Here is a 23411-nt window from a genome sequence, read left to right on the forward strand (position 1 = left end):
ACCTCGTGCGACAGTACTGAAGGCATGACCGACAACGACCGCGCCCTGTGCGCCACCACGGCGAGCCTGCTGCGTGCGGCAGGCGGCATCGCCGCACTCGGCCTGGCGATGAGCGGCATCGCGATCGGCGTGCTCGGCCTCACCGCGCGCTCGCTCTCGCTCACCTCCTGCATGGGCCTGGGCGCCGTGGCGATCATCGGTGTGCTGGAACGCTACCTCGCGCTGCGCCTGCGCTTCGACGCCGGCCTGTTCGAAGGACTCGCGCACGGCACCATCACGTCGATGCCCGCGCTCGACACGGCCTTGAGCCGCATCGGCGTGCGCCAGTTGCCCGATGCCTCGCGCTCGCTGGCCGATCGTGTGCTCGGCACGCGCCAGTTGCTGCAGCGGCATGGCATCACGGTCGCCTGCCAAGCCGCGATGCTGCTGCTGGCCTTGCTGACGCAGGACCTGCAATGAACCACAAGAAGACGACAACGATGATTCAAAGGGAGAGGGTTAATTCATGAACGCATCCGTGCAGAGGGAAAGCCGCAAGTTCGCGGCCATCGTCACGGCGTGGCTGATCGTCGGCATCGCCAAGCTGCTCACCGGCGTGCGCGCCATCTGGAGCGGCACCACGCCGAAGGCCGAGCAGACGCTCTACTTCGCCAACCACACCAGCCATGGCGACTTCGTGCTGCTCTGGGCCACGCTGCCGCCCGACCTGCGCGCCATCACGCGCCCGGTGGCCGGTCAGGACTACTGGCTCGCATCGAACGGGCGTCGCTTCGTCGGCGAGCAGGTGTTCAACGCGCTGATGATCAAGCGCGACGGCTCCGCCGACGGCAGCAACCCGGTGCAACAGATGGCCGATGCGCTGCAGGCCGGCGATTCGCTCATCATGTTCCCGGAAGGCACGCGCAACATGGGCGACGAGGTGCTGCTGCCGCTCAAGAGCGGCCTCTATCACCTGGCGCGCGCCTGCCCCAACGTGCGGCTGGTGCCGGTGTGGATCGAGAACTTGAAGCGCGTGCTGCCCAAGGGCACGCTGGTACCGATCCCGCTGGCCTGCACGGTGCGCTACGGCGCGCCGATCGTGCTGGCCGAGGGGGAGGACAAGAACAGCTTCATCGCCCGCGCTCGCGCCGCGATGCTCGACCTGCGGCCGGAATATGACCGGGAAGAGGCAACCGCCGCATGAACACCGCGACCTCGACACAAACAACGATCACGCTGTTCGGCGGCGTCGCCTGCGTGCTGATCCTGGCCTCCGCCATCGGCGCGTTGCTCAAGTGGCGCGTGGCCAAGGGGCAGCCCAATGCCGTCATCGACAACCTGAACTCCCGGGTCAACGCATGGTGGGTGATGGTCGCGGTCATCGGGTTGGCCTTCGCCTTCGGCAAGGGCGGCGTGATCGTGCTGTTCTACCTGATTTCCTTCTACGCGCTGCGCGAATTCATCAGCCTGGCCTACACGCGGCGCGGCGACCACCATGCGATCGCGCTCGCTTTCTTCATCGCGCTGCCGGTGCAGTACTTCCTGATCTGGATCGATTGGTACGGGCTCTACCAGATCTTCATCCCGGTCTATGCCTTCCTGGTGCTGCCGATCCTCGCGGCCGTGGGCGGCGACACGCGGCGCTTCCTGGAACGCACATCCAAGATCCAGTGGGGTCTGATGGTTTGCGTGTTCTGCATCAGCCATGTGCCGGCCTTGCTCACCTTGCAGATCCCCGGCTTCGAAGGCCGCAACCTGCTGCTGATCGCCTTCCTCGTCATCGTGGTGCAGGGCAGCGACGTGCTGCAGTACGTGTGGGGCAAGCTCTTCGGCAAGCGCAAGGTCGCGCCGGAGCTGTCGCCCTCCAAGACCTGGGAAGGCCTGATCGGCGGCGTGGCCAGCGCCACCGCCCTGGGCGCCGCGCTGTCCTGGGCCACGCCGTTCACGCCCTGGCAGGCCGCGCTGATGGCGCTCACGATCTGCGTGATGGGCTTCTTCGGCGGCCTCGTCATGTCGGCCATCAAGCGCGACCGCGGCGTCAAGGACTGGGGCTCCATGATCGAAGGCCACGGCGGCATGCTGGACCGCCTGGACTCGGTGATCTTCGCGGCGCCGATCTATTTCCATGCCTTGCGGTACTGGTGGGTGCCCTGACACCGCGGTGATCCACGACGAGCCCATCCTCGAGTGCGCGTCCGCCGCGAAGTGGGCCGCCTGGCTGCGGCGCCACCATGCCAAGTCGACCGGCGTCTGGCTGCGCCTCGCAAAGAAGGGCGCCGATCGCAAGACCCTCACCTACGCCGAAGCGCTCGACCTCGCGCTGTGCCATGGCTGGATCGATGCGCGCAGCCAGTCCGAGGGAGACCACTATTGGCTCAAGCGCTTCACGCCGCGGGCGTCGCGCAGCATCTGGTCGAAGATCAACTGCGAAAAGGCGATGAAGCTGGCGCAGGCCGGTCGCATGCAGCCCGCCGGCCAGGCCGAGATCGATCGCGCGAAGGCGGATGGCCGATGGGACGCTGCCTACGACGGCGCCCGCACGTCGGCCGTCCCAGCAGACCTGCAAGCCGCGCTCGATGCCGAGCCTCGCGCGGCGGCCTTCTTCGCGACCCTCGATTCAACCAATCGCTATGCCGTGCTGTTCCGGGCACAGACCGCGAAGAAGCCCGAGACGCGAGCCAAGCGCATCGCGCAATTCGTCGCGATGCTCGCGCGGGGCGAAAAGCTGCACAAATGAGCGCCGTCTCAAGCTACTTGGCCAACGCCCGCAACGCCAGCTTGATGCCCTCGCTCACGCCGACATCCTTCGGCAGCGCCTTCAGCGACGCGGCCGCTTCCTTGTCGCTGTAGCCGAGCGCCACCAAGGCCTGCAGGATGTCGGCCTGCGAATCGCTCGCAGCATGCGCGGGCAGCGCGATATCAGCGCCCAGCTTGCCCTTGAGTTCCAGCAACAAGCGCTCGGCCGTCTTCTTGCCGATACCCGGAATCTTGACCAGCCGACCCGCGTCCTGCAGCGTCACCACCTGCGCCAGCTCCGCCACGCTCAGTCCCGACAACACGCCAAGCGCCATGCGAGGCCCGATGCCGGAGATCTTGATCAACTGCCGGAACGCCATCCGCTCCTCCGGCGTGCCGAAGCCAAAGAGAATCTGCGCATCCTCGCGCACCACGAAGTGCGTCAGCAGCGACACCCGCGCGCCCGTTTGCGGCAGGTTGTAGAAGGTGCTCATCGGCACATCGACTTCATAGCCGACCCCATTGCAGTCCACCACCACCTGCGGTGGATTGCGTTCGGCCAGCGTGCCGGTCAACTTGCCTATCATCGGAGCCCTTCTTCGTGCCTTTTAAAAAGATCCACTTTCAAATCAGGCCGAGACGCGACAGGTCATCGGCCTGATTTGAAAGTGGATCGGAATTATCAACTTGATCATCCGTCACACCTTCAAGCCGCTCAACAACGCCCGCCTGAGCCATCTCTGCGGGCCGCTCGACGAGCACCTGCGCCGCATCGAGGAAGCGCTCGACGTCAAGGTCGCGCACCGCCACGAGCAGTTCAAGGTCGAAGGCGCCAAGGCCCAGGCCGAGCAGGCCATGGACGTCTTGCAGGCGCTGTACGAGATCGCCGACCGCGTCATCGACCCTGCCGTCGTGCAACTCACACTCGCCAGCGACTCCGGCATGACCGACGACGGCGAGCCCGGCCCGATGCTGGTCACGCGCCGCGCCGACCTTCGCGCCCGCACCCCGACGCAGGCCAACTACCTCGAGAACATCGCGGCCCATGACATCACCTTCGGCATCGGCCCCGCCGGCACCGGCAAGACCTACCTGGCCGTGGCCTGTGCCGTCGATGCACTGGAGCGCAGCGCCGTGCAGCGCATCGTCCTCACACGACCCGCGGTCGAGGCCGGCGAGCGCCTCGGCTTCCTGCCCGGCGACCTGTCGCAGAAGGTCGACCCCTACCTTCGCCCGCTGTACGACGCGCTCTACGACCTCATGGGCTTCGACAAGGTGCAGAAGGCCTTCGAGCGCAATGCCTTGGAGATCGCGCCGCTCGCCTTCATGCGCGGCCGCACGCTCAACAATGCCTTCGTGATCCTCGACGAAGCGCAGAACACCACGCAGGAGCAGATGAAGATGTTCCTCACCCGCATCGGCTTCGGCGCCAAGGCCGTGGTCACCGGTGACGTGAGCCAGATCGACCTGCCCAAGCACCAACTGAGCGGCCTGATCGATGCCGAGCGCGTGCTGCGGCGCGTCAAGGGCATCGCGATCACGCGCTTCACCTCGGCCGACGTGGTGCGCCATCCACTCGTCGCGCGCATCGTCGACGCCTACGACAACCAGCGCAAGCGCGCCGACCCGCGATGAGCCGCCGGCTGCTTTCGGACCTTTCGCTGTCGCTGCAGTTCGGCCGCTTCAAGGGCGTGGAGCGGCATCGCGCCGCCCTGCCGCGCCACAGCGTCACGCGCTGGATCCGCCATGCACTCGACTGCGACGGCGAGATCACGGTGCGCATCGTCGACGCCGACGAAGGCCAACGCCTGAACCGCGAGTTCCGCGGCAAGGACTACGCGACCAACGTGCTGACCTTCGACTATGCGCAGAACCCGCTGGTCATGGCCGACCTGGTGCTGTGCGCCCCGGTGGTCGCGCGCGAAGCGAAAGAGCAGCGCAAGACGCTGGCCGCGCACTACGCCCACCTGCTGGTGCACGGCACGCTGCACGCGCAAGGCTGGGACCACGAAACCAGCGAAGAGGATGCCGAGGAGATGGAGGCGCGCGAGATCGAGATCCTCGCCGGCCTGGGCATCAAGAACCCCTACTGATCAATTACGCCATCTGCAACGGAATCGTCACCGGCCCGTCATTGACCAGGTGCACCTGCATGTCGGCGCCGAACTCGCCCGTCGCGACCAGCGTATGCACGGCACAGGCCTGCGACACGAAGTAGTCGTACAGCCGCTTCCCCTCGTCCGGCGGCGCCGCCTGCGTGAAGCTCGGCCGGTTGCCGCCGCTGACATCGGCCGCCAGCGTGAACTGGCTGACGATCAGCAGCCCGCCGCCCACGTCCTGCACGCTGCGATTCATCTTGCCTGCGTCATCGGAAAAGATGCGCAGCTTCAAGATCTTGGCCAGCAGGCGGTCCGCCACCGCATCGCCGTCGCCGCGCTCGGCGCACAGCAGCACGAGCAGCCCGCCGTCGATCCGCCCCACGGTCTGTCCACCGATTTCCACCCGCGCCTCGCGCACCCGCTGCAGCAATGCCTTCATCCCGTCGTGTCCTCGATTTGCGTGGCCCGCGCCTCCATACCGAGCGGCAGCAACTGGATCGTCACGCGCAGGCCAGGCACCGCGTCCATCAGCGACTGCTCGAGCCCGTCGCGCAAGTCTGCCGCACGCTGCAGCGACCAGTCGCCCGGCACATGCATGTGGAGATCGGCAAAGCGGCGCTGGGCCGCGCCGCGCGTCACGATGTCGTCGAAGCGCACCAGCGCGCCCTCCGGCACCGTGGCCTTGAAGCGATCGAGCGTGGCCATCAGCGCAGCCTGAGAATCGGCATCGAGCGCTTGGTCCATCAGCCCCTGGGAAGAGCGCCACACCAGCCGGACGCCTTCGCGCACGATGTTGAGCGCCACGCCGATCGCCAGCAGCGGGTCCAGCCAGAGCCAGCCGGTGAAATGCACCGCCCCGATGCCGACCACGACGCCGGCCGAGGTCCACACATCCGCCATCAGGTGCCGCGCGTCGCCTTCGAGCGCAATCGAGCGATGCGCCCGCGCCGCCCGGAACAAGGCCCAGGCCAACGCCGCATTGAAGCCCGAGCTGGCGATCGCCAACGCCAGCCCCCAGCCGATCTGCTCCACCGGTTGCGGCGCCAGCAGGCGTTGCACGGAAACCCAGAGAATCGCCAGCGCCGCGCCGACGATCAGCACGCCCTCGAAGCCGGAAGAAAAGTACTCCGCCTTGTGATGGCCATAGGGATGGTCCGCATCGGCCGGCCGCGCGGCAATGGTCACCATGGCCAGCGCAAACATCGCGCTCGCCAGGTTCACGAAGGACTCCATCGCATCCGAGATCAGGCCCATCGAATTCGTCACGTAGCCTGCCATCCCCTTGAGCACGATGGTGAGCAAGGCCACCGCGATCGACCAGCGCAACCATGCCGCCGGGCTCAGCGGCGCGGATGCGGAAGTTGCCTGGGAAAGGGAGTCGTTGGAGGGCACTGGACGCAGAAGGAGGCCTCAAGACACGATTATGTCCGGCGACAGACCGCCCCAAGGTCGCTTACCATCGACAGATACAAGCTCGATGAACAGAGAGAAGGGGGTATTCGTGAAATTCAGAACTAGCCTGGCCCTGGCCGCACTGGTCTGCGCAGCAGCAACCGCATCTGCACAAACGCCCGCCGCGCCATCGCCGGCCGCCGCACCAGCACATGCCGGCTTCGTCAAGAACCTGCGCGGCGACGTCAAGCTACTCGACGCCAACGGCGTGATGCGCGCCGCCCGCACGGGCGAAGAGGTGTCACCTGTCGAGCGCGTGGTGACCGGCCCCGACTCCGGCGCCAGCGTCGTCTTGCGGGATGGCACCACGCTCGTGATCGGCCCGTCCTCGCGGCTCGATCTCAAGGGCTTCAGTTACGAGTCCACCACGCAGGACGGCAATGTCCTGGTGGCGCTGCTGCGCGGCTCGCTTCGAATGATCACCGGCCTGATCGGCAAGACCCATCCCGATGCAGTGCGCATTGAAACCCAGACCGCGACCATCGGTATCCGGGGCACCGACTTCATCGTCGAGGTAGAGCCCCAATGATCCATCGGCGAATCAGTCTTTGCCTGGCCGCGTGCTGTGCGGTCTTGCTGGCCGCCTGCTCCACACCGGGTACGCGCGTCGTGCTGTTGCCCCAGGAAGACGGCACGCCCTCGGCCGTGGTCGTGGCATCGAAGGGTGGCGAAAAAGTCTTGGCGAAGCCCTTCGAGCGTGCCGAGGCGGCCCTGGGCGCCAGCGGCCCACCGGTGGTGGACCAGGCCGACCCGGCCAAGGTCCGCAAGGCCAATGGGACGCTGTTCGACATGGCGCCGCCCAAGGCCGAGCGCTACACCCTGTACTTCGAGGCGGGCGGCACCGCGCTTGCAGCGGCATCTCAATCAGACCTGCAAAACCTGCTCGTGGCGGCGGTCGCGCGCAGCGGCGGCGACATCGTGGTTACCGGTCACACCGACACCACGGGCTCGGCCGCCCAGAACGACACGCTGTCGTTGCAGCGCGCCTCGCAGGTGCGCGACATGCTCATCCAGAAAGGATTCCCGCCGAATCGCGTCGAGGCGGTCGGCCGCGGGTCGCGGGACCAGGCCGTGCCCACCGGCCCCGACGTGGACGAGCCGCGCAACCGTCGCGTGACCGTCGTCGTTCGCTAACTCAACAGTACCCGCGCGAACTTGCGCTTGCCCACCTGCAGCACATAGCTGCCGGCGGGCAGCTTCAGGCCCTTGTCGCTGATCACCGTCGAATCGACGCGCACGCCGCCGCCGTCGATCATGCGATTGCCCTCGCCGTTCGATTCCACCAGGCCGGCCTGCTTCAGCAACTGGGCAATGCCGATCGGCGCGCCCGTCACCGTGCGCTCCGGAATCTCGTCGGGGATGCCGCCCTTGCTGCGGTTGTTGAAGTCCTGCTCGGCCGCATCGGCCGCCGCGGCGCTGTGGAAGCGGGCCGTGATCTCCTTGGCCAGCGCCACCTTGGCGTCCTTCGGGTTCCGCCCCGCCTCGACCTCGGCCTTCAACGCCTCGATTTCCGCGAGCGACTTGAAGCTCAGCAGCGTGTACCAGCGCCACATCAGCACGTCCGAAATCGACAGCACCTTGGCGAACATCGTCGGCGCGTCCTCGCTGATGCCGATGTAGTTGTTCTTGCTCTTGGACATCTTCTCGACGCCGTCGAGCCCTTCGAGCAAGGGCATAGTGAGTATGCACTGCGGCTCTTGCCCATATTCCTGCTGGAGGTGGCGTCCGACCAGCAGGTTGAACTTCTGGTCGGTACCGCCGAGTTCCAGGTCGGACTTGAGCGCCACCGAGTCATAGCCCTGCATCAGCGGATACAGGAACTCGTGCACCGAGATCGACTGGCCCGCCTTGAAGCGCTTGCTGAAATCGTCGCGCTCCATCATCCGGGCGACGGTGTACTTCGCGGCCAGCTGGATCATGCCGCGGGCGCCCAGCGGGTCGCTCCATTCGGAGTTGTAGCGGATCTCGGTCCGGTCCGGGTCCAGCACCATGCTGGCCTGGCGGTAGTAGGTCTGGGCGTTGGCCTCGATCTGCTCGCGCGTCAGCGGCGGGCGCGTGCTGTTGCGGCCGGAGGGGTCGCCGATGGTGGTGGTGAAGTCGCCGATCAGGAAGATCACGGTGTGCCCGAGATCCTGCAACTGGCGCATCTTGTTCAGCACCACGGTGTGGCCGATGTGGATGTCGGGGGCGGTCGGGTCCAGCCCGAGCTTGATGCGTAGCGGCTGCCCGGTGGCTTCGGAACGCTGGAGCTTGCGGATCCATTCGTCCTGCGGCAACAGCTCGTCAGCGCCGCGCAGCGACACCTCCAGCGCTTGTCCTACACCTTTTGACAGACTTGGGGATGTAACAGAATTGGCGGTCATTGGGTTTTTTCGGCTGACTAGAGTACTGCCGAAGCTATACTCAGCCCGACTTTCGAGCGCCGGATTCTAAGCGGCGCGCCTTCCGCACCGCTCTGCCGCCTCCGTGACCGAGGCCTTTTCAGCGCGGGTTGGCTGAACAGAATTTTGGACTGACTCAAGTTGATCAAAGGCATTCTTGCTGCCGAGGAGTTGCTTGCTTCTCGCGTGGCTCACACATTCCGGACATATCCGAAGCAGATCACCGCAGCCATCGCGGCGATGCTTCTGTGCGCCGGCGGCGGTGCCTTCGCGGTGGCCGCCCTCGGCACCGACCCGGGCGACCAGCCCGTCCGTCAGGTGCTCGAAGCCGTGGCGCCGCTGCCCGTCGAAGCCCAGACCGATGCGCTCGATGCATTCGGTTTCACGCTGTTTCGCAGCGACCTGACCCGCTCCAGCGACACCGCTGAAGCCCTGTTCAAGCGACTGGGCCTGGCCGACACGCGTGCGGCAGCCTTCATTCGCGCCAACGCCGACGCCCGCGCAGCACTTTTCAGCCGCCCCGGCCGCACCGTCACGGCCGAAGCCGGGCAAGACAACCAGCTCCAGAAGCTCAGCGCCCGGTGGATTCCCGATGCCGACGGCAACTTCAAGCGCATCGTCATCTCCCGCACCCCCAGCGGCTTCGCCCTGAAGACCGAAACCGACCCGCTGACGCCGAGCACGCGCCTGGCCAGCGGCATGGTGCGCACCTCGCTGCTCGCCGCCACCGGCGAAGCCCGCATTCCCGACGGCGTCGCCAGCCAGCTTGCCGACATCTTCGGCACCGACATCGACATCCGCCAATTGCGCAACGGCGATCGTTTCGCCGTGGTGTACGAGTCCTTCGAAGCCGATGGCCAACTGATGCGCAGCGGCCGCGTGCTGTCGGCCGAGTTCGAAAGCGCCGGCAAGCTGTACCAGGCCCTGTGGTTCCAGGAGCCCGGCAAGAAGGGTGGTTACTACCGCCCGAACGGCGACAGCCTGCGCAAGGCCTTCCTGAGTTCGCCGGTGGAATATTCGCGCATCACCAGCGGCTTCGCGGCGCGCGTGCACCCGATCTTCAATGACTGGCGCCAGCATCGCGGGATCGATTTCTCGGCCCCCATCGGCACCGGCGTGCGCGCGGTGGGCGACGGCGTGGTCGAGTTTGCCGGCGTGCAAAGCGGCTACGGCAACATGGTGATCCTGAACCATCGCAACAACCAGAGCACGGTCTACGCCCACCTGAGCCGCATCGACGTCAAGGTCGGCCAGCCTGTGACGCAGAGCCAGTTCATCGGCGCCGTCGGCATGACCGGCTGGTCGACCGGCCCGCACCTGCACTTCGAATACCGGGTGAACGGTGACTACGCCGATCCCTCCACCATCGCCGACCAGGGCGGCGGCACGCCGATCGCAGCTTCATCGCGGCAGGCATTCGAGCGCATCGCCAAGGCCACGCGGACCGAGTTGGCGGCGGCATTCTCGGTCGTCCAGGCGAGCGCCGACTGAACCAGTCCTCTCGTCCCGCCATGGCCGAGGATCTTTTCATCGGCTTGATGTCTGGCACCTCGCTCGACGGCGTGGACGGCGTGCTGGCCGACTTCACTGGCGGCCACATCGCGGTGAAGGCCCATGCCACGGCCCATTTTCCGGTCGCGCTGCGGGCTGAACTCCTCGCACTCAACCTCCCCCACGGCGACGACGAGTTGCACCGCGCCGCCTTGGCAGGCAATGGCCTGGCCAGGATCTACGCCTCCGTCGTGCAGCAATTGCTGGCCGACACGGGCCTGCCGCCAAGCGCGGTGCGCGCCATCGGTGCCCACGGACAGACCGTGCGGCATCGCCCCGGCGAATTCGACGAAACCGGCTACACCCTGCAAATCAACAACCCGGCGGCCCTGGCCGAATGGACCGGCATCGACGTGGTGGCCGACTTCCGCAGCCGCGACGTGGCCGCGGGCGGCCAGGGGGCCCCCCTGGTTCCGGCTTTTCATCGCGCCCTGTTCGGCCATCCGGACCACGCGGTCGCGGTGCTCAACATCGGCGGCATTGCCAACCTGAGCCTGCTGCCCGCCACCCGTGCCGCCCGGCAGACAGTGCTCGGCTTCGATTGCGGCCCCGGCAATGCGTTGATGGACCACTGGTGCCAGAGCCACATCGGGGAGCCCTTCGATCGCGGCGGCCAATGGGGCGCCAGCGGCGAGGTCCTGCCCGAATTGCTGGCCCGCCTGATCGGCAGCCCCTACTTCGGCAAGGCGCCGCCCAAGAGCACCGGGCGCGACCTGTTCAACCCCGCCTGGCTGGCGACGCACCTGGGTGCCGCCAGCGATGCGGCACCGGTCGACGTCCAGGCGACATTGGCCGAACTGACCGCCAGCACCTGCGCTGCGGACGTCCTGCGCCACGGCAACGAGAGCAAGGAATTGATCGTTTGCGGGGGCGGCGCCCTGAACGATCACCTCATGGCGCGCTTGCGGGCCTTGCTGCCCGGCCTGGAGGTTGTCTGTTCGAGCGAGCGCGGCTTGCCGCCGCAACAGGTCGAAGCCGCGGCCTTCGCCTGGCTGGCGCGCGCCGCCATCCGCCGCGAGCAAGGCAACCTGGCCAGCGTCACGGGTGCGCGCGGCGGCCGGGTGCTCGGCGGGATTTATCCGGCTTGACGTAAGCACGCCGCCGTTGCGCCAGCGGCGCCGGGGGTGTACTTCTATTTCAGCCTTGCCCCGAAACCTCCGGCGGCTCAGGCTGGACGACCTTTGCCTCTGGCGGTAGATGCCAGAAAATCAATGCCGATGCGATCGTGATGAGGCCCATACCGGCAAATGTGGCCTGGAACGCATGGAGCGTATCGATCGGGGCCGCCTTGCCGAAAAGCTCGTTGAAGCCCGCAAGGACCACGCCTGCCGCCGCCACCGCCAGGCTCATGGCAAGCATCTGCACCATCGAGAACAGGCTGTTGCCGCTGCTCGCCATGTCCGGCGGCAGGTCCCGCAACGTGACAGTGTTCATGGCGGTGAACTGAAGCGAGTTGACGGCGCCGAAGACGAGCAGCTGCAGCAACAGCAACGCCAGCGGTTGCCCAGGCGCGGCCAGCGCGAAAGTCGCCATGGAGCCGCCAACCAGCACGGTATTACCGACCAGCACCCGCCGGTAGCGGTAGCGCGTGATCAATGGCGCGGCGATGCGCTTCATCGCCATGCCGGCCATGGCGATGGGCAGCATCGTCAGGCCGGCTTGCAGGGGGGAATAACCCATCGAGACCTGGAGCAGCAGTGGCACCAGGAAGGGCATGCAGCCGCTGCCCAGGCGCGAAAACAGGTTGCCGGCCAGGCCGATGCTGAAGGTCGGTATCCGCAGCATCGCCGGCGAGAACAACGGGTCGGGCCGGCGCGCGGCGTGCGCCCAGTAGGCCACGAGGCTCGCAAAGCCGAACACCATCGTCAGCAGGACGCCGACCTGGTGCAGCCCGAGTCCGGAGACCCCGTCGAGTGCGAGCGAAAGCGCCACCATCCCGAAGGCCAGCAACGCGTAGCCCACGCCGTCAAAGCGCCCCAGCGCCACCGCGCGCAACTCCGGCATGATCTTCAGCGTGGCAATGCAGCCGGCCAGCCCCACGGGCACGTTGATCAGGAAGATCCAGTGCCAGGACGCGTACTGCACCAGCCAACCACCCAGCGTCGGGCCCAGCAGCGGCCCGATCAGGCCGGGAATCGCGACGAAGCTCATCGCTTGCACGAATTCGCTGCGCGGCACCGTGCGCAGCAGCGCCAGACGTCCGACGGGCAGCAGGAACGCGCCGCCAGCGCCTTGGAGAACCCGCGCCGCGACCAACTGCCCCAGCCCGCGCGACATGGCGCAGCCGATCGAACCGAGCACGAACAGCACGATGGCCGCGAAGAACACACGCCGGGCACCGAAGCGATCGGTGATCCAGCCCGACGCCGGGATCAGCATCGCCATCGTCAGCGCATAAGCCACGATCACCGACTGCATCCGCAGGGGGCTCTCGCCCATGCTGGCCGCCATCGCCGGGAGCGCCGTGTTGATGATGGTGGCATCCAGCGTCTGCATGAAGAAGCCGACGGCCACTAGCCAGAGCAGGCTCTTGTGCGTGGTGATGGATGCAGCGGTCATGCGAACGACAGGCAAGAAAAAACCGCCCTCAGGCGGTTTTTTCGAACAGGCAGTGCCGGTTGCAAGGGCTTCAGGCCGAGAAGCTCGAACCGCAGCCGCAGGTGCTGGTCGCGTTCGGGTTCTTGATCACGAACTGGGCGCCTTGCAGGTCTTCCTTGTAGTCGATCTCGGCGCCGACCAGGTACTGGTAGCTCATGGCATCGATCAGCAGCGAGACACCGTTCTTGGTCATGGTGGTGTCGTCTTCGTTGGTGATCTCGTCGAAGGTGAAGCCGTACTGGAAGCCGGAGCAACCGCCCCCCTGCACGAACACGCGCAGCTTCAGGTCGGGATTGCCTTCCTCGGCGATCAGGTCGGCCACCTTGGCCGCCGCGCTGTCGGTGAAGACGATCGGGGCGGGCATTTCGGTGGGGATTTGTTCAGCGACAGCGCTCATATGGAAACTCCGTTGGGGGGCCGATCAAGCGGCCAATGGGGTCATGCTACTGCAACCAATAAAAAACCGCCCGAAGGCGGTCTTTTCGAAAGTCTTTGCTTCGCTGGCAAACGCTGAGGATTTGCGTCGCGAGCCGCTCCAGGGCAAGGCGCAAACCGGAACCGGGCTCGCGCCCGGTGAGGATTTGCAACGCCGCCATGGAGGGGCGCAGCAGCAAAGCCTTAGCGTTTGGAGAACTGCTTGCGGCGGCGTGCAGAGTGCAGACCGACCTTCTTACGCTCGACTTCACGCGCATCGCGCGTGACGAAGCCGGCCTGGCTCAACACGGGCTTGAGGCTCGCGTCGTAGTCCATCAGCGCACGGGTGATGCCGTGGCGCGTGGCGCCTGCCTGGCCCGATTCGCCGCCGCCGTTGACGTTGACCATGATGTCGAAGGTTTCGACATGGTTCGTCAGGTACAGGGGCTGCTTCGCGATCATGATCGAGGTCTCGCGGCCGAAATAGGCCTGGATGTCCTTGCCATTGACCGTGATCTTGCCGGTGCCCTTCTTGAGGAACACGCGGGCGACGCTGGATTTGCGACGGCCGGTGCCGTTGTTCCATTCACCAATCATCTCAAGGCTCCTTAGATTTCCAGCGCTTTGGGCTGTTGGGCGGTATGCGGGTGCTCGGCGCCACCGTAAACCTTGAGTTTCTTGATCATCGCGTAACCGAGCGGGCCCTTGGGCAGCATGCCCTTGACGGCCTTTTCCAGGGCGCGGCCCGGGTGCTTGGCTTGCATGTCGCGGAAGTTCGTCGCAGTGATGCCGCCCGGGTAGCCCGAGTGACGGTAGTACACCTTGTCGAGCGGCTTGGCGCCGGTGACACGGAGTTGCGATGCGTTGATGATGACGATGAAGTCACCGGTGTCGACGTGAGGCGTGTAAATGGCCTTGTGTTTGCCGCGCAAACGGAGAGCAACTTCGCTGGCTACTCGTCCGAGGACCTTGTCGGTCGCGTCAATCACAAACCACTCGTGCGTCACGTCAGCGGGCTTGGCGCTGAACGTTTTGGTCATGAGTTTTCTCTTTTGAAGAGGGTTTGGCGGGCCCTTTTCCACGGTCGGCGTTCCTCTGGCGGGAATCTCTTAGGTGGGTTGCACCAAGGACGCAGTGCCCTCAGGTTCTTCGCCGCGGGGCCACAAAAGCGCTGCGAAGCCTTCGATTATACGAAGGAACAGCAATTTCAGGCAAATCCGGCCCTAACACCCTCGCAGGCCTCAAAATTGAGGGCTTTCCCGAACGCAGCGCGCGACCCGTCATCAGGTGACATGTCGGCGGCCCGGCGTTTGCCAAATTCATCCGACAGGGATCTTCCAACATGTTCAGCTACCGCCACGCCTTCCACGCCGGCAATCACGCCGATGTGCTCAAGCACACGGTGCTGATCGCCACGCTGGAGCACCTGCTCGAGAAGGACACCGCGCTCACCGTGGTCGACACCCACGCCGGCGCTGGCCTCTACCGGCTCGATGGCGACTACGCCGGAACCAGCGGCGAGGCGGCCGATGGCGTCCTGCGCCTTCTGGCGCCCAAGCAGGAAGCGGCGCCAGTTGCAGCTGCGGCGCCCGCCCAGGGCGCGGCAAAGAAATCCACGAAGCCGGCCGCGACGCCGGACGCCCCGTTGGCGCCAGCGATCCAGGCCTACCTCGACCTGGTGCGCGACTTCAACCCGAACGGCGGCGCACGCGTGTACCCCGGCTCGCCCTTCATCACCCATCACCTGCTGCGCGAGCACGACAAGCTCAAGCTGTTCGAACTGCATCCGACCGACGCGCGCACGCTCGACGCCAACATCGCCCAGCTCGAAGCCGGCCGCCAGATCGCCGTGCTGCGCGAGGACGGCTTCGGCAGCGCCACCAAGTTCCTGCCGCCGCCATCGCGCCGCGCGTTGGTGCTGTGCGATCCGAGCTACGAGATGAAGACCGACTACGGCCGCGTGCTGGACCTGATTGGCGAATCGCTCAAGCGCTTTGCGACCGGGACCTATGCGGTGTGGTACCCGATCATTCCGCGGCCGGAGGCGCACGACCTGCCGCGCCGGCTCAAGACCATGGCCACGAAGGCGGGCAAGTCCTGGCTGCACGCGACGCTGACGGTCAAGTCGAGCAAGGTGTTGACCACCGTGACCGGCGACCAGAAGCGCCCGGGGCTGCCGGCGAGTGGCATGTTCCTCATCAATCCGCCGTACACGCTCAATGGTCGGTTGCAGCCGGCGCTGGAGCAGCTCAAGGACTTGCTGGCGCAAGACCGGCATGCCGCGTTCACTCTCGACAGCGCTGGCTAGTACGGCTTTGCATTCAATCGCAGAACAAGGCGGAGCGCCGCAGACAGTGCCGTAGCACGGCAAGGCGATCCAACGCAGTTATGCGGTTGAAGGCGAAGTCGTGAAAGCCTCAGCGCCGCTGGCGCGGATTGATGGCCTTGGGGCCGGTCTCGGGGGTTGCCTTGCGCTTCGAGGTGGGTGCGGCCGGCGTGTAGGCCGCTGGCTCGAAGCCGTCGGCATCACCCGCGGCACCGCCGCAGCGCTGCTCCTTGCGGTCGATCACCGAGAGCGACACCTGCTTGAAGCCCAAACCTATCATGCCGATCTGCTCGGCGGCCGCACGGCTGAGATCGATGATGCGGCCGGCGGCGTAAGGGCCGCGGTCATTGATTCGGACCAGTACCTCCTTGCCGTTGACCAGGCTACGCACGCACACCTTGGTGCCGAAGGGCAGGGTCTTGTGGGCCGCGGTCATGGCGCTCATGTCGAAGCGCTCGCCGTTCGCCGTCTTCTTGTTGTGAAAATCGATGCCGTACCAGGAGGCATTGCCGCGCTCGATCACTTCCCGCGGGCCGGTGTCGCCTGGCACGCCATCGTCGGGCGACTCCGAGTTGTAGATGTCGTAGTTCACCGTTGCGACGGCCGACTGGGGCGCGGCACCGGGCGGCGTCGCGGGCTGGCGCGCGAGTGGGCGCAGGCGGGGCCAGGAAAAACCGGTGGAAGAAGCGCCCGCATCGGCTGTCGAAGCCGCTTCGGAGCCTTCGGAACCGGGTGACCCGGGCGCGGCGGGCGGGACAACGCAGCCGGCGGTGAATGCCACCGCGAGCAACGCTGCAACCCTGCAACCGACGCGCCAGACCTTCATGGACCCCAGCCCAATCGCTGCAACACCGCGAGGGTCGCCACCGACTGGTTCATCGTGTAGAAGTGCATGGCCGGCGCGCCGCCGGCATGCAGGCGCTCGCACAGCGCAGCGACGACGTCGAGGCCGAAGGACTTGATCGATTCCACGTCGTCACCATAGCTTTGCAGGCGCAGGCGGATCCATCGGGGAATCTCCGCGCCGCAGGCATCGGAGAAGCGCATCAGTTGCGTGGAGCTGATGATCGGCATCACGCCCGGCACGATGGGCGTGTCGATGCCCAATGCGCGCACTTCGTCGACGAAGCGGAAGTAGGCCTCGGGGCTGAAGAAGTACTGCGTGATGGCCGTGTCAGCGCCTGCGCGCACCTTGGTCGCGAAGGCCTTGAGGTCGGCTTCGGGCGAGCGGGCTTGCGGATGCACCTCGGGGTAGCAGGCCACCTCGATGTGGAAATCGTTGCCGGTCTCGTTGCGGATGAAGGCGATCAGGTCGCTGGCGTACTGGAACTCGCCGCCGGCACCGTAGCCGCTGGGCAGGTCGCCGCGCAAGGCGACCAGGCGCTTGACGCCCATCGCCTTCAGTTCGGCGAGTTGCGCGCGCACCGTGGCCTTGGTCGCGCCGATGCACGAGTAGTGGCTCGCCGCATCCACACCCTCGGCCAGGATCTCGCGCACGGCATTGAAGGTGCCTTCATGCGTCGAGCCGCCGGCACCGTAGGTGACCGAACAGAACTCGGGCTGCATGGCATACAACTGTTGCCGCACGGCGCGCAACTTGACCGCGCCTTCTGGCGTCTTGGTCGGAAAGAATTCAAAACTTAGTGGCAGACGCACGGCCTACTCCTGGGTTCACCGCTCTGCGCGAACGGCATGCAAGAAAAATTCGTGGTTCCCGTCACCGCCCTCGATCGGACTGTCGAACCAGTTCACCACACGCAGATCCAGCGAAGCGCAGGCCTCCCGCAAACGCTGCTCGACGACTGCATACAGGGCCGAGTCGCGAACGATACCGCCTTTGCCGACCTGTCCGGGCTGCAATTCGAATTGCGGCTTGACGAGCATCAGCAAATCGCCGGAGCGCGTGAGGAACTGCACGACGGCTGGAAGCACCAGCGTCTGTGAAATGAACGACAGGTCGCCGACGATGATGTCGAAGGCTGGCTCGGGTGGTGGTTCCGAAATCGCGTCGCCGTCCTCGTCGTCGATCAGGTCCGCAGCCGTCAAGGCGCGCGCATTGACCTTCTCGATGGCGGTCACGCGCTCGTCCTCGCGCAGCCGCGCATGCAACTGGCCGTGGCCGACATCGATGCCGGTCACGTGCAGCGCACCGTGCTGCAAGAGGCAATCGGTAAAGCCTCCCGTGGACTGGCCCACGTCGAGGCAACGCTTGCCGGACACATCCAGGCCCGCGACGCGCAACGCGCCTTCGAGCTTGAGACCGCCGCGCGAGACGTAGCGGGACTCGGCCGCATCAAGCAGTTCGAGCTCCGCCGTCTCGGGCAGGTCGTCGCGGTTCTTCCCCACGGTGCGCCATGCGTCGGTGGTGCCGGCATCGCGCCAGCGCAGGCCACCGGCGATCAGGCGGACGGCTTGGGATCGGGACGCGGCCAGGCCGCGCTCCACGAGCAATTGATCAGCGCGCAACTGGCGCCGATCAGTAGCGGTAGGTGTCCGCCTTGTACGGACCCTTCTTGTCGACGCCGATGTACGCGGCCTGCTCGTCCGTGAGTTCGGTCAGCATCGCGCCGACCTTCTTCAGGTGCAGGCGCGCAACCTTCTCGTCGAGGTGCTTGGGCAGCACGTAGACCTTGCCGGCCTGGTAGGCGTCCTGCTTGGTGAAGAGTTCGATCTGCGCGATGGTCTGGTTGGCGAAGGAAGACGACATCACGAAGCTCGGATGGCCCGTGCCGCAGCCGAGGTTCACCAGACGGCCCTTGGCCAGCAGGATGATCTTCTTGCCATCGGGGAAGGTGATGTGGTCGACCTGCGGCTTGATCTCTTCCCATTCGTACTTCTCGATCGACGCGACGTCGATCTCGTTGTCGAAGTGGCCGATGTTGCAGACGATGGCCTGGTCCTTCATCGCGGCCATGTGCTCGTGGCGGATGACGTCGCGGTTGCCGGTGGTGGTCACGAAGATGTCGGCCTTGTCGGCGGCGTATTCCATCGTGACGACCTTGTAGCCTTCCATCGCGGCTTGCAGCGCGTTGATGGGGTCGATCTCCGTCACCCACACTTGCGCGCTCAGTGCACGCAGGGCTTGGGCCGAGCCCTTGCCCACGTCGCCGTAACCGGCCACGCAGGCGACCTTGCCGGCGATCATCACGTCGGTGGCGCGCTTGATGCCGTCGACCAGCGACTCGCGGCAGCCGTAGAGGTTGTCGAACTTGCTCTTGGTGACCGAGTCGTTCACGTTGATGGCGCGGAAGAGCAGCGTGCCCTTGGCCGACATTTCATTGAGGCGGTGCACGCCGGTCGTGGTCTCTTCGGTCACGCCGATGATCTCGGCCGACTTGCGGGTGTACCAGGTGTTGTCGACGGCGAGCTTGGCCTTGATCGCGGCGTAGAGGATGCGCTCTTCTTCGCTGGTCGGGTTGGCGAGCACCGACTGGTCCTTCTCGGCGCGCTGGCCCAGGTGCATCAGCAAGGTGGCGTCGCCGCCGTCGTCGAGGATCATGTTCGGGCCTTCGCCTTGCGTGCCTTTGGCGCCGAAGTCGAAGATGGCGTGGGTGTAGTCCCAGTAGTCCTTCAGTGTCTCGCCCTTGATCGCGAACACGGGCGTGCCGGCGGCGGCGATGGCGGCGGCGGCATGGTCCTGCGTCGAGAAGATGTTGCACGAGGCCCAGCGCACTTGCGCGCCGAGGGCTTGCAGCGTCTCGATCAGCACGGCCGTCTGGATGGTCATGTGCAGCGAGCCAGTGATGCGTCCGCCCTTCAACGGCTGCGACTTCGCGAACTCTTCGCGGATGGCCATCAGGCCGGGCATCTCGGTCTCGGCGATCCGGATTTCCTTGCGGCCCCAGGCGGCAAGGGACAGGTCGGCGATGGCCTGGTCGGTGGTGGCAACGGGGGTGGGCTTGAGAACTGCGCTCATGTGAACTCCAACAAAGCTGGTTTGAAGAATGCCACTGCGTTCGGGGATGAAAACTCACCGCGAGAACAGCGGGTGAGCGTGGTTGCGATAAGGGTCCGAGCCTCACGCCTGTCGGCGCTGCAACGCTCCTCGGACCTTGCATTTTAGCGCGGCTGAGTTTGGGGTGGCCAGCAGGGATCGGAGGATCGTCCTAGACTGCATTCCCCCCCTCTCGGAGACCACCTCATCATGATGAAAGCCCGGCAACTCGTCTTTTCGATGGCCGTCGCGGCGGCTTGCGCCCTGCCCCTGGTCGCTGCCGCACAGGCGCCCGCGCAGGTCCGCGTGCGCGGCGTGATCGAACGTGTCGATGCCACCTCGATGGTGGTCAAGGACCGCAGCGGCGAGATGGTCACTATGGCGCGGCCCGCGGACATGAACGTCGCGGAAGTCGTGCCACTCACGATGGCGGACATCAAGGCCGACAGCTTCGTCGGCGCCGGGTCGATGCCACAGCCAGACGGCACCCAGCGCGCGCTGGAGATCGTGGTGTTCCCCGAATCCGCGCGCGGCACCGGCGAAGGCTTCCGGCCATGGGACTACATGCCCGAGAGCACGATGACGAATGCCACGGTATCCACGCTCTCGGCCGCGCCGGCATCGGTGCCGGGCGGGCAGAAACTGTTGCTCAAGTACAAGGGCGGCGAGCAGACCGTCATCGTGCCCGCGGGCACGCCGGTCGTCACCTTCAAGCCGGGCAATCAGGACCAAGCGGCACTGGTGGTGCCGGGCGCGAAGGTGGTCATCACGGCGCAGGAGAAGGATGGCAAGCCGACCGCACTGCGCATGCTGGTGGGGCGCAACGGGTTCCAGCCGCCGATGTGATGTCGGGCGCCGGGCAGCGGTGAACCGATGATGGAAAGGCGGCCAGCCGCAAGTGACGGCGGCTGGCCGGGGCGGCGATAATCCCGGGTTCTCCTCGACCACTGGCCCCCTGCGCCTCGCTGTTTCGCGATTGCGCGGGTCCGCAACCCTTGCGGGCCACATCCTGTCCCTGGAACCCTCTTCGTGTCCTATCTTTCCGAAACCCGCCGCCGTCGCACCTTCGCGATCATCTCCCACCCTGACGCGGGCAAGACCACGCTCACCGAGAAGCTGCTGCTGTTCTCGGGCGCGATCCAGATCGCCGGCTCGGTGAAGGCGCGCAAGGCCTCGCGCCATGCCACATCGGACTGGATGGAGATCGAGAAGCAGCGCGGCATCTCGGTGGCCTCGTCGGTGATGCAGATGGCCTACCGCGACCATGTCATCAACCTGCTCGACACGCCCGGCCACAAGGACTTCTCCGAAGACACCTACCGCGTGCTGACCGCGGTGGACTCCGCGCTGATGGTGATCGACGCGGCCAATGGCGTGGAAGCGCAGACGCGGCGCCTGATCGAGGTCTGCCGGCAACGCGACACGCCGATCATCACCTTCGTCAACAAGATGGACCGCGAAGTGCGCGAGCCGCTGGACATCCTCGACGAGGTGGAACGCGAACTCGGCATGGCCTGCGTGCCGATGACCTGGCCGGTGGGCCAGGGCAAGACCTTCCGCGGGATCATGAACCTGCGCACGCAGGCGATGACGGTGTTCGAGTCGGGCAGCGAGCGGCTGCCGCAGGACTTCGAGACCATTCCGCTGTCGGAACGCGAGACGCTCACGAAGCGCTTCGGCGCCGACTTCGAGCATGCGATGGAGAGCATGGAACTGGCCACCGGCGCCTCGCATGCCTGGGACCACAACGCCTTCCTGGCCGGCAAGCAGACGCCGGTGTTCTTCGGCTCGGGCGTGAACAACTTCGGGGTGATGGAAGTGCTGGATGCGCTGGTCGACCTCGCGCCCTCACCGCAATCGCGCACCAGTACCACGCTGGTCAACCGCCAGCCCGTGGTGAAGGAGATCCAGCCCGAGGACAAGGACTTCGCCGGCGTGGTGTTCAAGGTGCAGGCCAACATGGATGCCAACCACCGCGACCGCATCGCATTCGTGCGCATGGCCTCGGGCAAGTACACGCCGGGCATGAAGCTGCGCGTGCAGCGCACCGCGAAGGAGTTGCGGCCGACCAGCGTCGTGACCTTCATGAGCCAGCGGCGCGAAGCGGTCGACGAGGCCTATGCGGGCGACATCGTGGGCTTCACCACACATGGTGGGGTGCAATTGGGCGACACGATCACCGATGGGGCAGCGCTGCAATTCACCGGGCTGCCCTTCTTTGCGCCGGAGTTGTTCATGACCGTGATCCTGAAGAACCCTCTGCGTACCAAGCAACTGCAACAGGGCCTGGCGCAGCTCGGCGAAGAAGGCGCGATCCAGGTGTTCCGCCCCGAGATCGGCGGGCCGATGCTGTTGGGCGCCGTCGGGCAACTGCAGTTCGAAGTGGTGCAGCACCGCCTGAAGGCCGAGTACGACGCCGACGTGAAGCTGGAAGGCTGCCAGTACACCGGCGCACGCTGGATCACGGCCGACACGCCGGCCGAATTGCGCGAGTTCGTCAACGCCTATCCGCAGCGCATGGCCAAGGATGCGGCCGATACGCTGGCCTTCCTGTGCACCTCGCCCTACGACGTGCGGCTGGCGCAGGAGCGCTTTCCGAAGATCCACTTCCATCCGCTGCGGGAGCATGCTGGACTGGCGCTGCAGACCGCGGGGTGATGGACAGTGGACAAGCTCTTGAGCCCGCTGGGCTTGAAGATCTTGTTCTTTGCCGTGGTCTTTCTCTTGTTCGCAAGCCCTATCGGTGGAGAGTTGGTCCGAGCCTCCAAGACCCGCAGTTGGCCGAGTGTGCAGGGTCAGCTCGTGTCCAAGGGCATTGCGGAAGCCGGCACCGATGACTCGGATTGCCCCACGGCATGGGTCCAGTATGAATACGCGGTCGCGGGCGTGCGTTATCAGAACGACCGGGTCCGCAGCACGCCGTGGTGCCCGTCATCAGCCGAGCGACACGAATTCAACGCTCGGTACGCCGGCGTTGGCACGCTCACCGTGTACTACAACCCCGCCATGCCGCAGGATGCGGTGCTGGAACCCGGCCGGACAGAACGCCTCTGGAAGAGGCTCTTGCTCGTGACCGGCTTCTTCGCTTTCGCATTTTCAGCAAGCTTGTTTCGCCGCCGCGAATGAAGAACAACACCCTTCTCCCCCTGGACATGTGGAGCGTGACAGAACGCCAGCGTTTGACAGGCGTCTTCACCGACATCGATGACACGCTGACCACGGAAGGCACCATCGCACCGGAGGCCTTGCATGCGCTGCACGACCTGAAGGCGGCAGGCTTGCCCGTGATCGCCATCACCGGGCGGCCGGTGGGTTGGAGCGAGCCCTTCGCATTGGTGTGGCCGGTGGACGCGATCGTTGCCGAGAACGGTGCGGTGGCGCTGGTGAACGAGCGCGGTGTGCTCACGAAGACGTATCAGCAGGACGAGGCCACGCGCGCGCGCAACTTTGCGCGCATGCAGTCGGTGCTGGAACGCATCGAGCGCGAGACCCCGGGCGCCATGCGCGCAACCGACTCGGCCGGGCGCGAATGCGACATCGCCATCGATCACAGCGAGTTCGTCCACCTCGACGATGCGCGCATCGCGGCGGTCGTTGCGCTGATGCGCGAGGAAGGCATGCATGCCACGGTCAGCAGCATCCACGTCAACGGCTGGTATGGCGAGCACAACAAGCTGGAGGGCGCGCGCTGGATCGTGCGCGAACTGTGGGGGCGCGATCTCGATGACGAGATGGACCGCTGGGCCTACGTGGGCGATTCCACCAACGACGCGCTGATGTTCCAGCACTTCGCGCACAGCATTGGCGTGGCCAATGTGCGCCGCTTCGAATCGGCGCTGTCGCACCTGCCGCGCTACGTGGCGCCGAGCGAGCGCGGCGCGGGCTTTGCCGAGGTCGCGGCTGCGATCCTGGCAAGCCGCGCGGCGGCCGAGGCCCGCTGA

Annotated in this window: 26 protein-coding genes, 1 pseudogene and 1 riboswitch; of the genes and pseudogenes, 15 read left to right on the forward strand and 12 right to left on the reverse strand. The window is 66.0% G+C overall.

Features of this window, described 5'->3' with window-relative positions:
• Positions 1-24 precede the first annotated feature (24 nt).
• From WKW79_RS15315 to WKW79_RS15330, 4 genes are read left to right on the forward strand one after another with little or no spacing between them, the layout of a single operon-like run.
• The gene (locus tag WKW79_RS15315) at positions 25-459 is read left to right on the forward strand and encodes a hypothetical protein (protein WP_340336014.1); all 435 of its coding nucleotides are present in this window, start codon (positions 25-27) and stop codon (positions 457-459) included.
• A 46-nt stretch (positions 460-505) separates the two neighbouring features.
• Complete coding sequence (locus WKW79_RS15320; RefSeq protein WP_340336015.1) at positions 506-1183, forward strand: lysophospholipid acyltransferase family protein; 678 nt, start codon at positions 506-508, stop codon at positions 1181-1183.
• Entirely contained in the window at positions 1180-2133 is a 954-nt protein-coding gene (locus tag WKW79_RS15325) for a phosphatidate cytidylyltransferase (RefSeq protein WP_340336016.1), read from the forward strand. The genes WKW79_RS15320 and WKW79_RS15325 overlap by 4 nt, the downstream gene beginning before the upstream one ends.
• Entirely contained in the window at positions 2105-2716 is a 612-nt protein-coding gene (locus WKW79_RS15330) for a YdeI/OmpD-associated family protein (protein WP_422823891.1), read from the forward strand. Before WKW79_RS15325 ends, WKW79_RS15330 begins: the two co-directional genes overlap by 29 nt.
• A gap of 13 nt (positions 2717-2729) precedes the next feature.
• On the opposite strand, the gene ruvA is transcribed toward WKW79_RS15330, so the two are convergent.
• Positions 2730-3302 (reverse strand): Holliday junction branch migration protein RuvA, encoded by a 573-nt coding sequence (gene ruvA / locus WKW79_RS15335; protein WP_340336018.1) that lies wholly within the window; start codon positions 3300-3302, stop codon positions 2730-2732.
• Between the two features lie 100 nt (positions 3303-3402).
• Between ruvA and WKW79_RS15340 the strand changes: the two genes are divergently transcribed.
• Together WKW79_RS15340 and ybeY are read left to right on the forward strand one after the other, a co-directional pair.
• On the forward strand, positions 3403-4350 hold the full coding sequence (locus tag WKW79_RS15340; RefSeq protein ID WP_340336019.1) for a PhoH family protein: 948 nt from the start codon (positions 3403-3405) through the stop codon (positions 4348-4350).
• A complete protein-coding gene (gene ybeY, locus WKW79_RS15345) occupies positions 4347-4808 on the forward strand; it encodes an rRNA maturation RNase YbeY (RefSeq protein ID WP_340336020.1) in 462 nt (153 codons plus the stop codon). The genes WKW79_RS15340 and ybeY overlap by 4 nt, the downstream gene beginning before the upstream one ends.
• Positions 4809-4812: 4 nt before the next feature.
• Here ybeY and dtd read toward each other — a convergent pair whose 3' ends face one another.
• Together dtd and WKW79_RS15355 are read right to left on the reverse strand one after the other, a co-directional pair.
• A complete protein-coding gene (gene dtd, locus WKW79_RS15350; protein WP_340336021.1) occupies positions 4813-5253 on the reverse strand; it encodes a D-aminoacyl-tRNA deacylase in 441 nt (146 codons plus the stop codon).
• Positions 5250-6140, reverse strand: coding sequence for a cation diffusion facilitator family transporter (locus tag WKW79_RS15355; protein WP_340336022.1), 891 nt, complete (start codon positions 6138-6140; stop codon positions 5250-5252). Before WKW79_RS15355 ends, dtd begins: the two co-directional genes overlap by 4 nt.
• Before the next feature lie 175 nt (positions 6141-6315).
• Here WKW79_RS15355 and WKW79_RS15360 point away from each other — a divergent pair, with 175 nt between their 5' ends.
• Positions 6316-6795 carry a FecR family protein gene (locus WKW79_RS15360; protein WP_340336023.1) on the forward strand — a complete coding sequence of 160 codons (480 nt, stop codon included), beginning with the start codon at positions 6316-6318 and terminating at the stop codon, positions 6793-6795.
• Positions 6792-7400 (forward strand): OmpA family protein, encoded by a 609-nt coding sequence (locus WKW79_RS15365; RefSeq protein ID WP_340336024.1) that lies wholly within the window; start codon positions 6792-6794, stop codon positions 7398-7400. Before WKW79_RS15360 ends, WKW79_RS15365 begins: the two co-directional genes overlap by 4 nt.
• Here WKW79_RS15365 and tyrS read toward each other — a convergent pair.
• On the reverse strand, positions 7397-8629 hold the full coding sequence (gene tyrS / locus WKW79_RS15370; protein WP_340336025.1) for a tyrosine--tRNA ligase: 1233 nt from the start codon (positions 8627-8629) through the stop codon (positions 7397-7399). The two genes, WKW79_RS15365 and tyrS, sit on opposite strands and share 4 nt — an antisense overlap.
• 159 nt (positions 8630-8788) lie before the next feature.
• On the opposite strand from tyrS, the gene WKW79_RS15375 reads away from it, so the two are divergent.
• Positions 8789-10138: a peptidoglycan DD-metalloendopeptidase family protein gene (locus tag WKW79_RS15375; protein ID WP_340336026.1), complete on the forward strand. Its 1350-nt coding sequence runs from the start codon at positions 8789-8791 to the stop codon at positions 10136-10138.
• Positions 10139-10158: 20 nt separating this feature from the next.
• Positions 10159-11286: an anhydro-N-acetylmuramic acid kinase gene (locus WKW79_RS15380; RefSeq protein WP_340336027.1), complete on the forward strand. Its 1128-nt coding sequence runs from the start codon at positions 10159-10161 to the stop codon at positions 11284-11286.
• Positions 11287-11335: 49 nt separating this feature from the next.
• Here WKW79_RS15380 and mdtD read toward each other — a convergent pair.
• From mdtD to rplM, 4 genes and pseudogenes are all read right to left on the reverse strand, one after another.
• Positions 11336-12817, reverse strand: a pseudogene (gene mdtD, locus WKW79_RS15385) (multidrug transporter subunit MdtD); the annotation flags it as partial.
• 10 nt (positions 12818-12827) lie between these two features.
• A complete protein-coding gene (gene erpA, locus WKW79_RS15390) occupies positions 12828-13193 on the reverse strand; it encodes an iron-sulfur cluster insertion protein ErpA (RefSeq protein WP_340336028.1) in 366 nt (121 codons plus the stop codon).
• A 221-nt stretch (positions 13194-13414) separates the two neighbouring features.
• Complete coding sequence (gene rpsI, locus WKW79_RS15395; RefSeq protein ID WP_340336029.1) at positions 13415-13807, reverse strand: 30S ribosomal protein S9; 393 nt, start codon at positions 13805-13807, stop codon at positions 13415-13417.
• Positions 13808-13818: 11 nt separating this feature from the next.
• Positions 13819-14250 carry a 50S ribosomal protein L13 gene (gene rplM / locus WKW79_RS15400; protein WP_340336030.1) on the reverse strand — a complete coding sequence of 144 codons (432 nt, stop codon included), beginning with the start codon at positions 14248-14250 and terminating at the stop codon, positions 13819-13821.
• 302 nt (positions 14251-14552) lie between these two features.
• Here rplM and WKW79_RS15405 point away from each other — a divergent pair, with 302 nt between their 5' ends.
• Positions 14553-15518, forward strand: a complete 966-nt coding sequence (locus WKW79_RS15405) for a 23S rRNA (adenine(2030)-N(6))-methyltransferase RlmJ (RefSeq protein ID WP_340336031.1) — start codon at positions 14553-14555, stop codon at positions 15516-15518.
• A gap of 109 nt (positions 15519-15627) precedes the next feature.
• On the opposite strand, the gene WKW79_RS15410 is transcribed toward WKW79_RS15405, so the two are convergent.
• Genes WKW79_RS15410 through ahcY form a run of 4 tightly spaced genes read right to left on the reverse strand, consistent with a single transcriptional unit; the run spans position 15628 to position 19452 of the window.
• Positions 15628-16362, reverse strand: a complete 735-nt coding sequence (locus tag WKW79_RS15410; RefSeq protein WP_340336032.1) for a septal ring lytic transglycosylase RlpA family protein — start codon at positions 16360-16362, stop codon at positions 15628-15630.
• Positions 16359-17192, reverse strand: a complete 834-nt coding sequence (gene metF, locus WKW79_RS15415) for a methylenetetrahydrofolate reductase [NAD(P)H] (protein ID WP_340336033.1) — start codon at positions 17190-17192, stop codon at positions 16359-16361. Before metF ends, WKW79_RS15410 begins: the two co-directional genes overlap by 4 nt.
• 15 nt (positions 17193-17207) lie before the next feature.
• Positions 17208-18002, reverse strand: a complete 795-nt coding sequence (locus WKW79_RS15420; protein ID WP_340336034.1) for a TlyA family RNA methyltransferase — start codon at positions 18000-18002, stop codon at positions 17208-17210.
• 10 nt (positions 18003-18012) lie between these two features.
• Positions 18013-19452, reverse strand: coding sequence for an adenosylhomocysteinase (gene ahcY, locus WKW79_RS15425; RefSeq protein ID WP_340336035.1), 1440 nt, complete (start codon positions 19450-19452; stop codon positions 18013-18015).
• 67 nt (positions 19453-19519) lie between these two features.
• A riboswitch (S-adenosyl-L-homocysteine riboswitch) is annotated at positions 19520-19589 on the reverse strand.
• Between the two features lie 91 nt (positions 19590-19680).
• Between ahcY and WKW79_RS15430 the strand changes: the two genes are divergently transcribed.
• The 4 genes from WKW79_RS15430 (at position 19681) to WKW79_RS15445 (ending at position 23411) form a co-directional block, all read left to right on the forward strand.
• Entirely contained in the window at positions 19681-20316 is a 636-nt protein-coding gene (locus WKW79_RS15430) for a hypothetical protein (protein ID WP_340336036.1), read from the forward strand.
• A gap of 183 nt (positions 20317-20499) precedes the next feature.
• Positions 20500-22128, forward strand: coding sequence for a peptide chain release factor 3 (locus tag WKW79_RS15435; RefSeq protein WP_340336037.1), 1629 nt, complete (start codon positions 20500-20502; stop codon positions 22126-22128).
• Positions 22129-22146: 18 nt separating this feature from the next.
• Complete coding sequence (locus tag WKW79_RS15440; protein WP_340336038.1) at positions 22147-22596, forward strand: DUF3592 domain-containing protein; 450 nt, start codon at positions 22147-22149, stop codon at positions 22594-22596.
• Entirely contained in the window at positions 22593-23411 is an 819-nt protein-coding gene (locus WKW79_RS15445; protein ID WP_340336039.1) for an HAD-IIB family hydrolase, read from the forward strand. Before WKW79_RS15440 ends, WKW79_RS15445 begins: the two co-directional genes overlap by 4 nt.

The sequence above is a fragment of the Variovorax robiniae genome, from assembly GCF_037889955.1.
GTDB classification, from domain to species: domain Bacteria; phylum Pseudomonadota; class Gammaproteobacteria; order Burkholderiales; family Burkholderiaceae_C; genus Variovorax; species Variovorax robiniae.

Excerpts from the sequence above, each read along its gene's own strand:
- tyrS (WP_340336025.1), bottom strand. The coding sequence starts at position 8,629 with ATGACCGCCAATTCTGTTACATCCCCAAGTCTGTCAAAAGGTGTAGGA.
- WKW79_RS15405 (WP_340336031.1), top strand. The coding sequence starts at position 14,553 with ATGTTCAGCTACCGCCACGCCTTCCACGCCGGCAATCACGCCGATGTG.
- WKW79_RS15315 (WP_340336014.1), top strand. The coding sequence starts at position 25 with ATGACCGACAACGACCGCGCCCTGTGCGCCACCACGGCGAGCCTGCTG.
- ybeY (WP_340336020.1), top strand. The coding sequence starts at position 4,347 with ATGAGCCGCCGGCTGCTTTCGGACCTTTCGCTGTCGCTGCAGTTCGGC.
- ahcY (WP_340336035.1), bottom strand. The coding sequence starts at position 19,452 with ATGAGCGCAGTTCTCAAGCCCACCCCCGTTGCCACCACCGACCAGGCC.
- erpA (WP_340336028.1), bottom strand. The coding sequence starts at position 13,193 with ATGAGCGCTGTCGCTGAACAAATCCCCACCGAAATGCCCGCCCCGATC.
- WKW79_RS15380 (WP_340336027.1), top strand. The coding sequence starts at position 10,159 with ATGGCCGAGGATCTTTTCATCGGCTTGATGTCTGGCACCTCGCTCGAC.
- WKW79_RS15365 (WP_340336024.1), top strand. The coding sequence starts at position 6,792 with ATGATCCATCGGCGAATCAGTCTTTGCCTGGCCGCGTGCTGTGCGGTC.
- WKW79_RS15430 (WP_340336036.1), top strand. The coding sequence starts at position 19,681 with ATGATGAAAGCCCGGCAACTCGTCTTTTCGATGGCCGTCGCGGCGGCT.
- WKW79_RS15445 (WP_340336039.1), top strand. The coding sequence starts at position 22,593 with ATGAAGAACAACACCCTTCTCCCCCTGGACATGTGGAGCGTGACAGAA.
- ruvA (WP_340336018.1), bottom strand. The coding sequence starts at position 3,302 with ATGATAGGCAAGTTGACCGGCACGCTGGCCGAACGCAATCCACCGCAG.
- rplM (WP_340336030.1), bottom strand. The coding sequence starts at position 14,250 with ATGACCAAAACGTTCAGCGCCAAGCCCGCTGACGTGACGCACGAGTGG.
- WKW79_RS15325 (WP_340336016.1), top strand. The coding sequence starts at position 1,180 with ATGAACACCGCGACCTCGACACAAACAACGATCACGCTGTTCGGCGGC.
- WKW79_RS15330 (WP_422823891.1), top strand. The coding sequence starts at position 2,105 with ATGCCTTGCGGTACTGGTGGGTGCCCTGACACCGCGGTGATCCACGAC.
- WKW79_RS15410 (WP_340336032.1), bottom strand. The coding sequence starts at position 16,362 with ATGAAGGTCTGGCGCGTCGGTTGCAGGGTTGCAGCGTTGCTCGCGGTG.
- dtd (WP_340336021.1), bottom strand. The coding sequence starts at position 5,253 with ATGAAGGCATTGCTGCAGCGGGTGCGCGAGGCGCGGGTGGAAATCGGT.
- rpsI (WP_340336029.1), bottom strand. The coding sequence starts at position 13,807 with ATGATTGGTGAATGGAACAACGGCACCGGCCGTCGCAAATCCAGCGTC.
- WKW79_RS15320 (WP_340336015.1), top strand. The coding sequence starts at position 506 with ATGAACGCATCCGTGCAGAGGGAAAGCCGCAAGTTCGCGGCCATCGTC.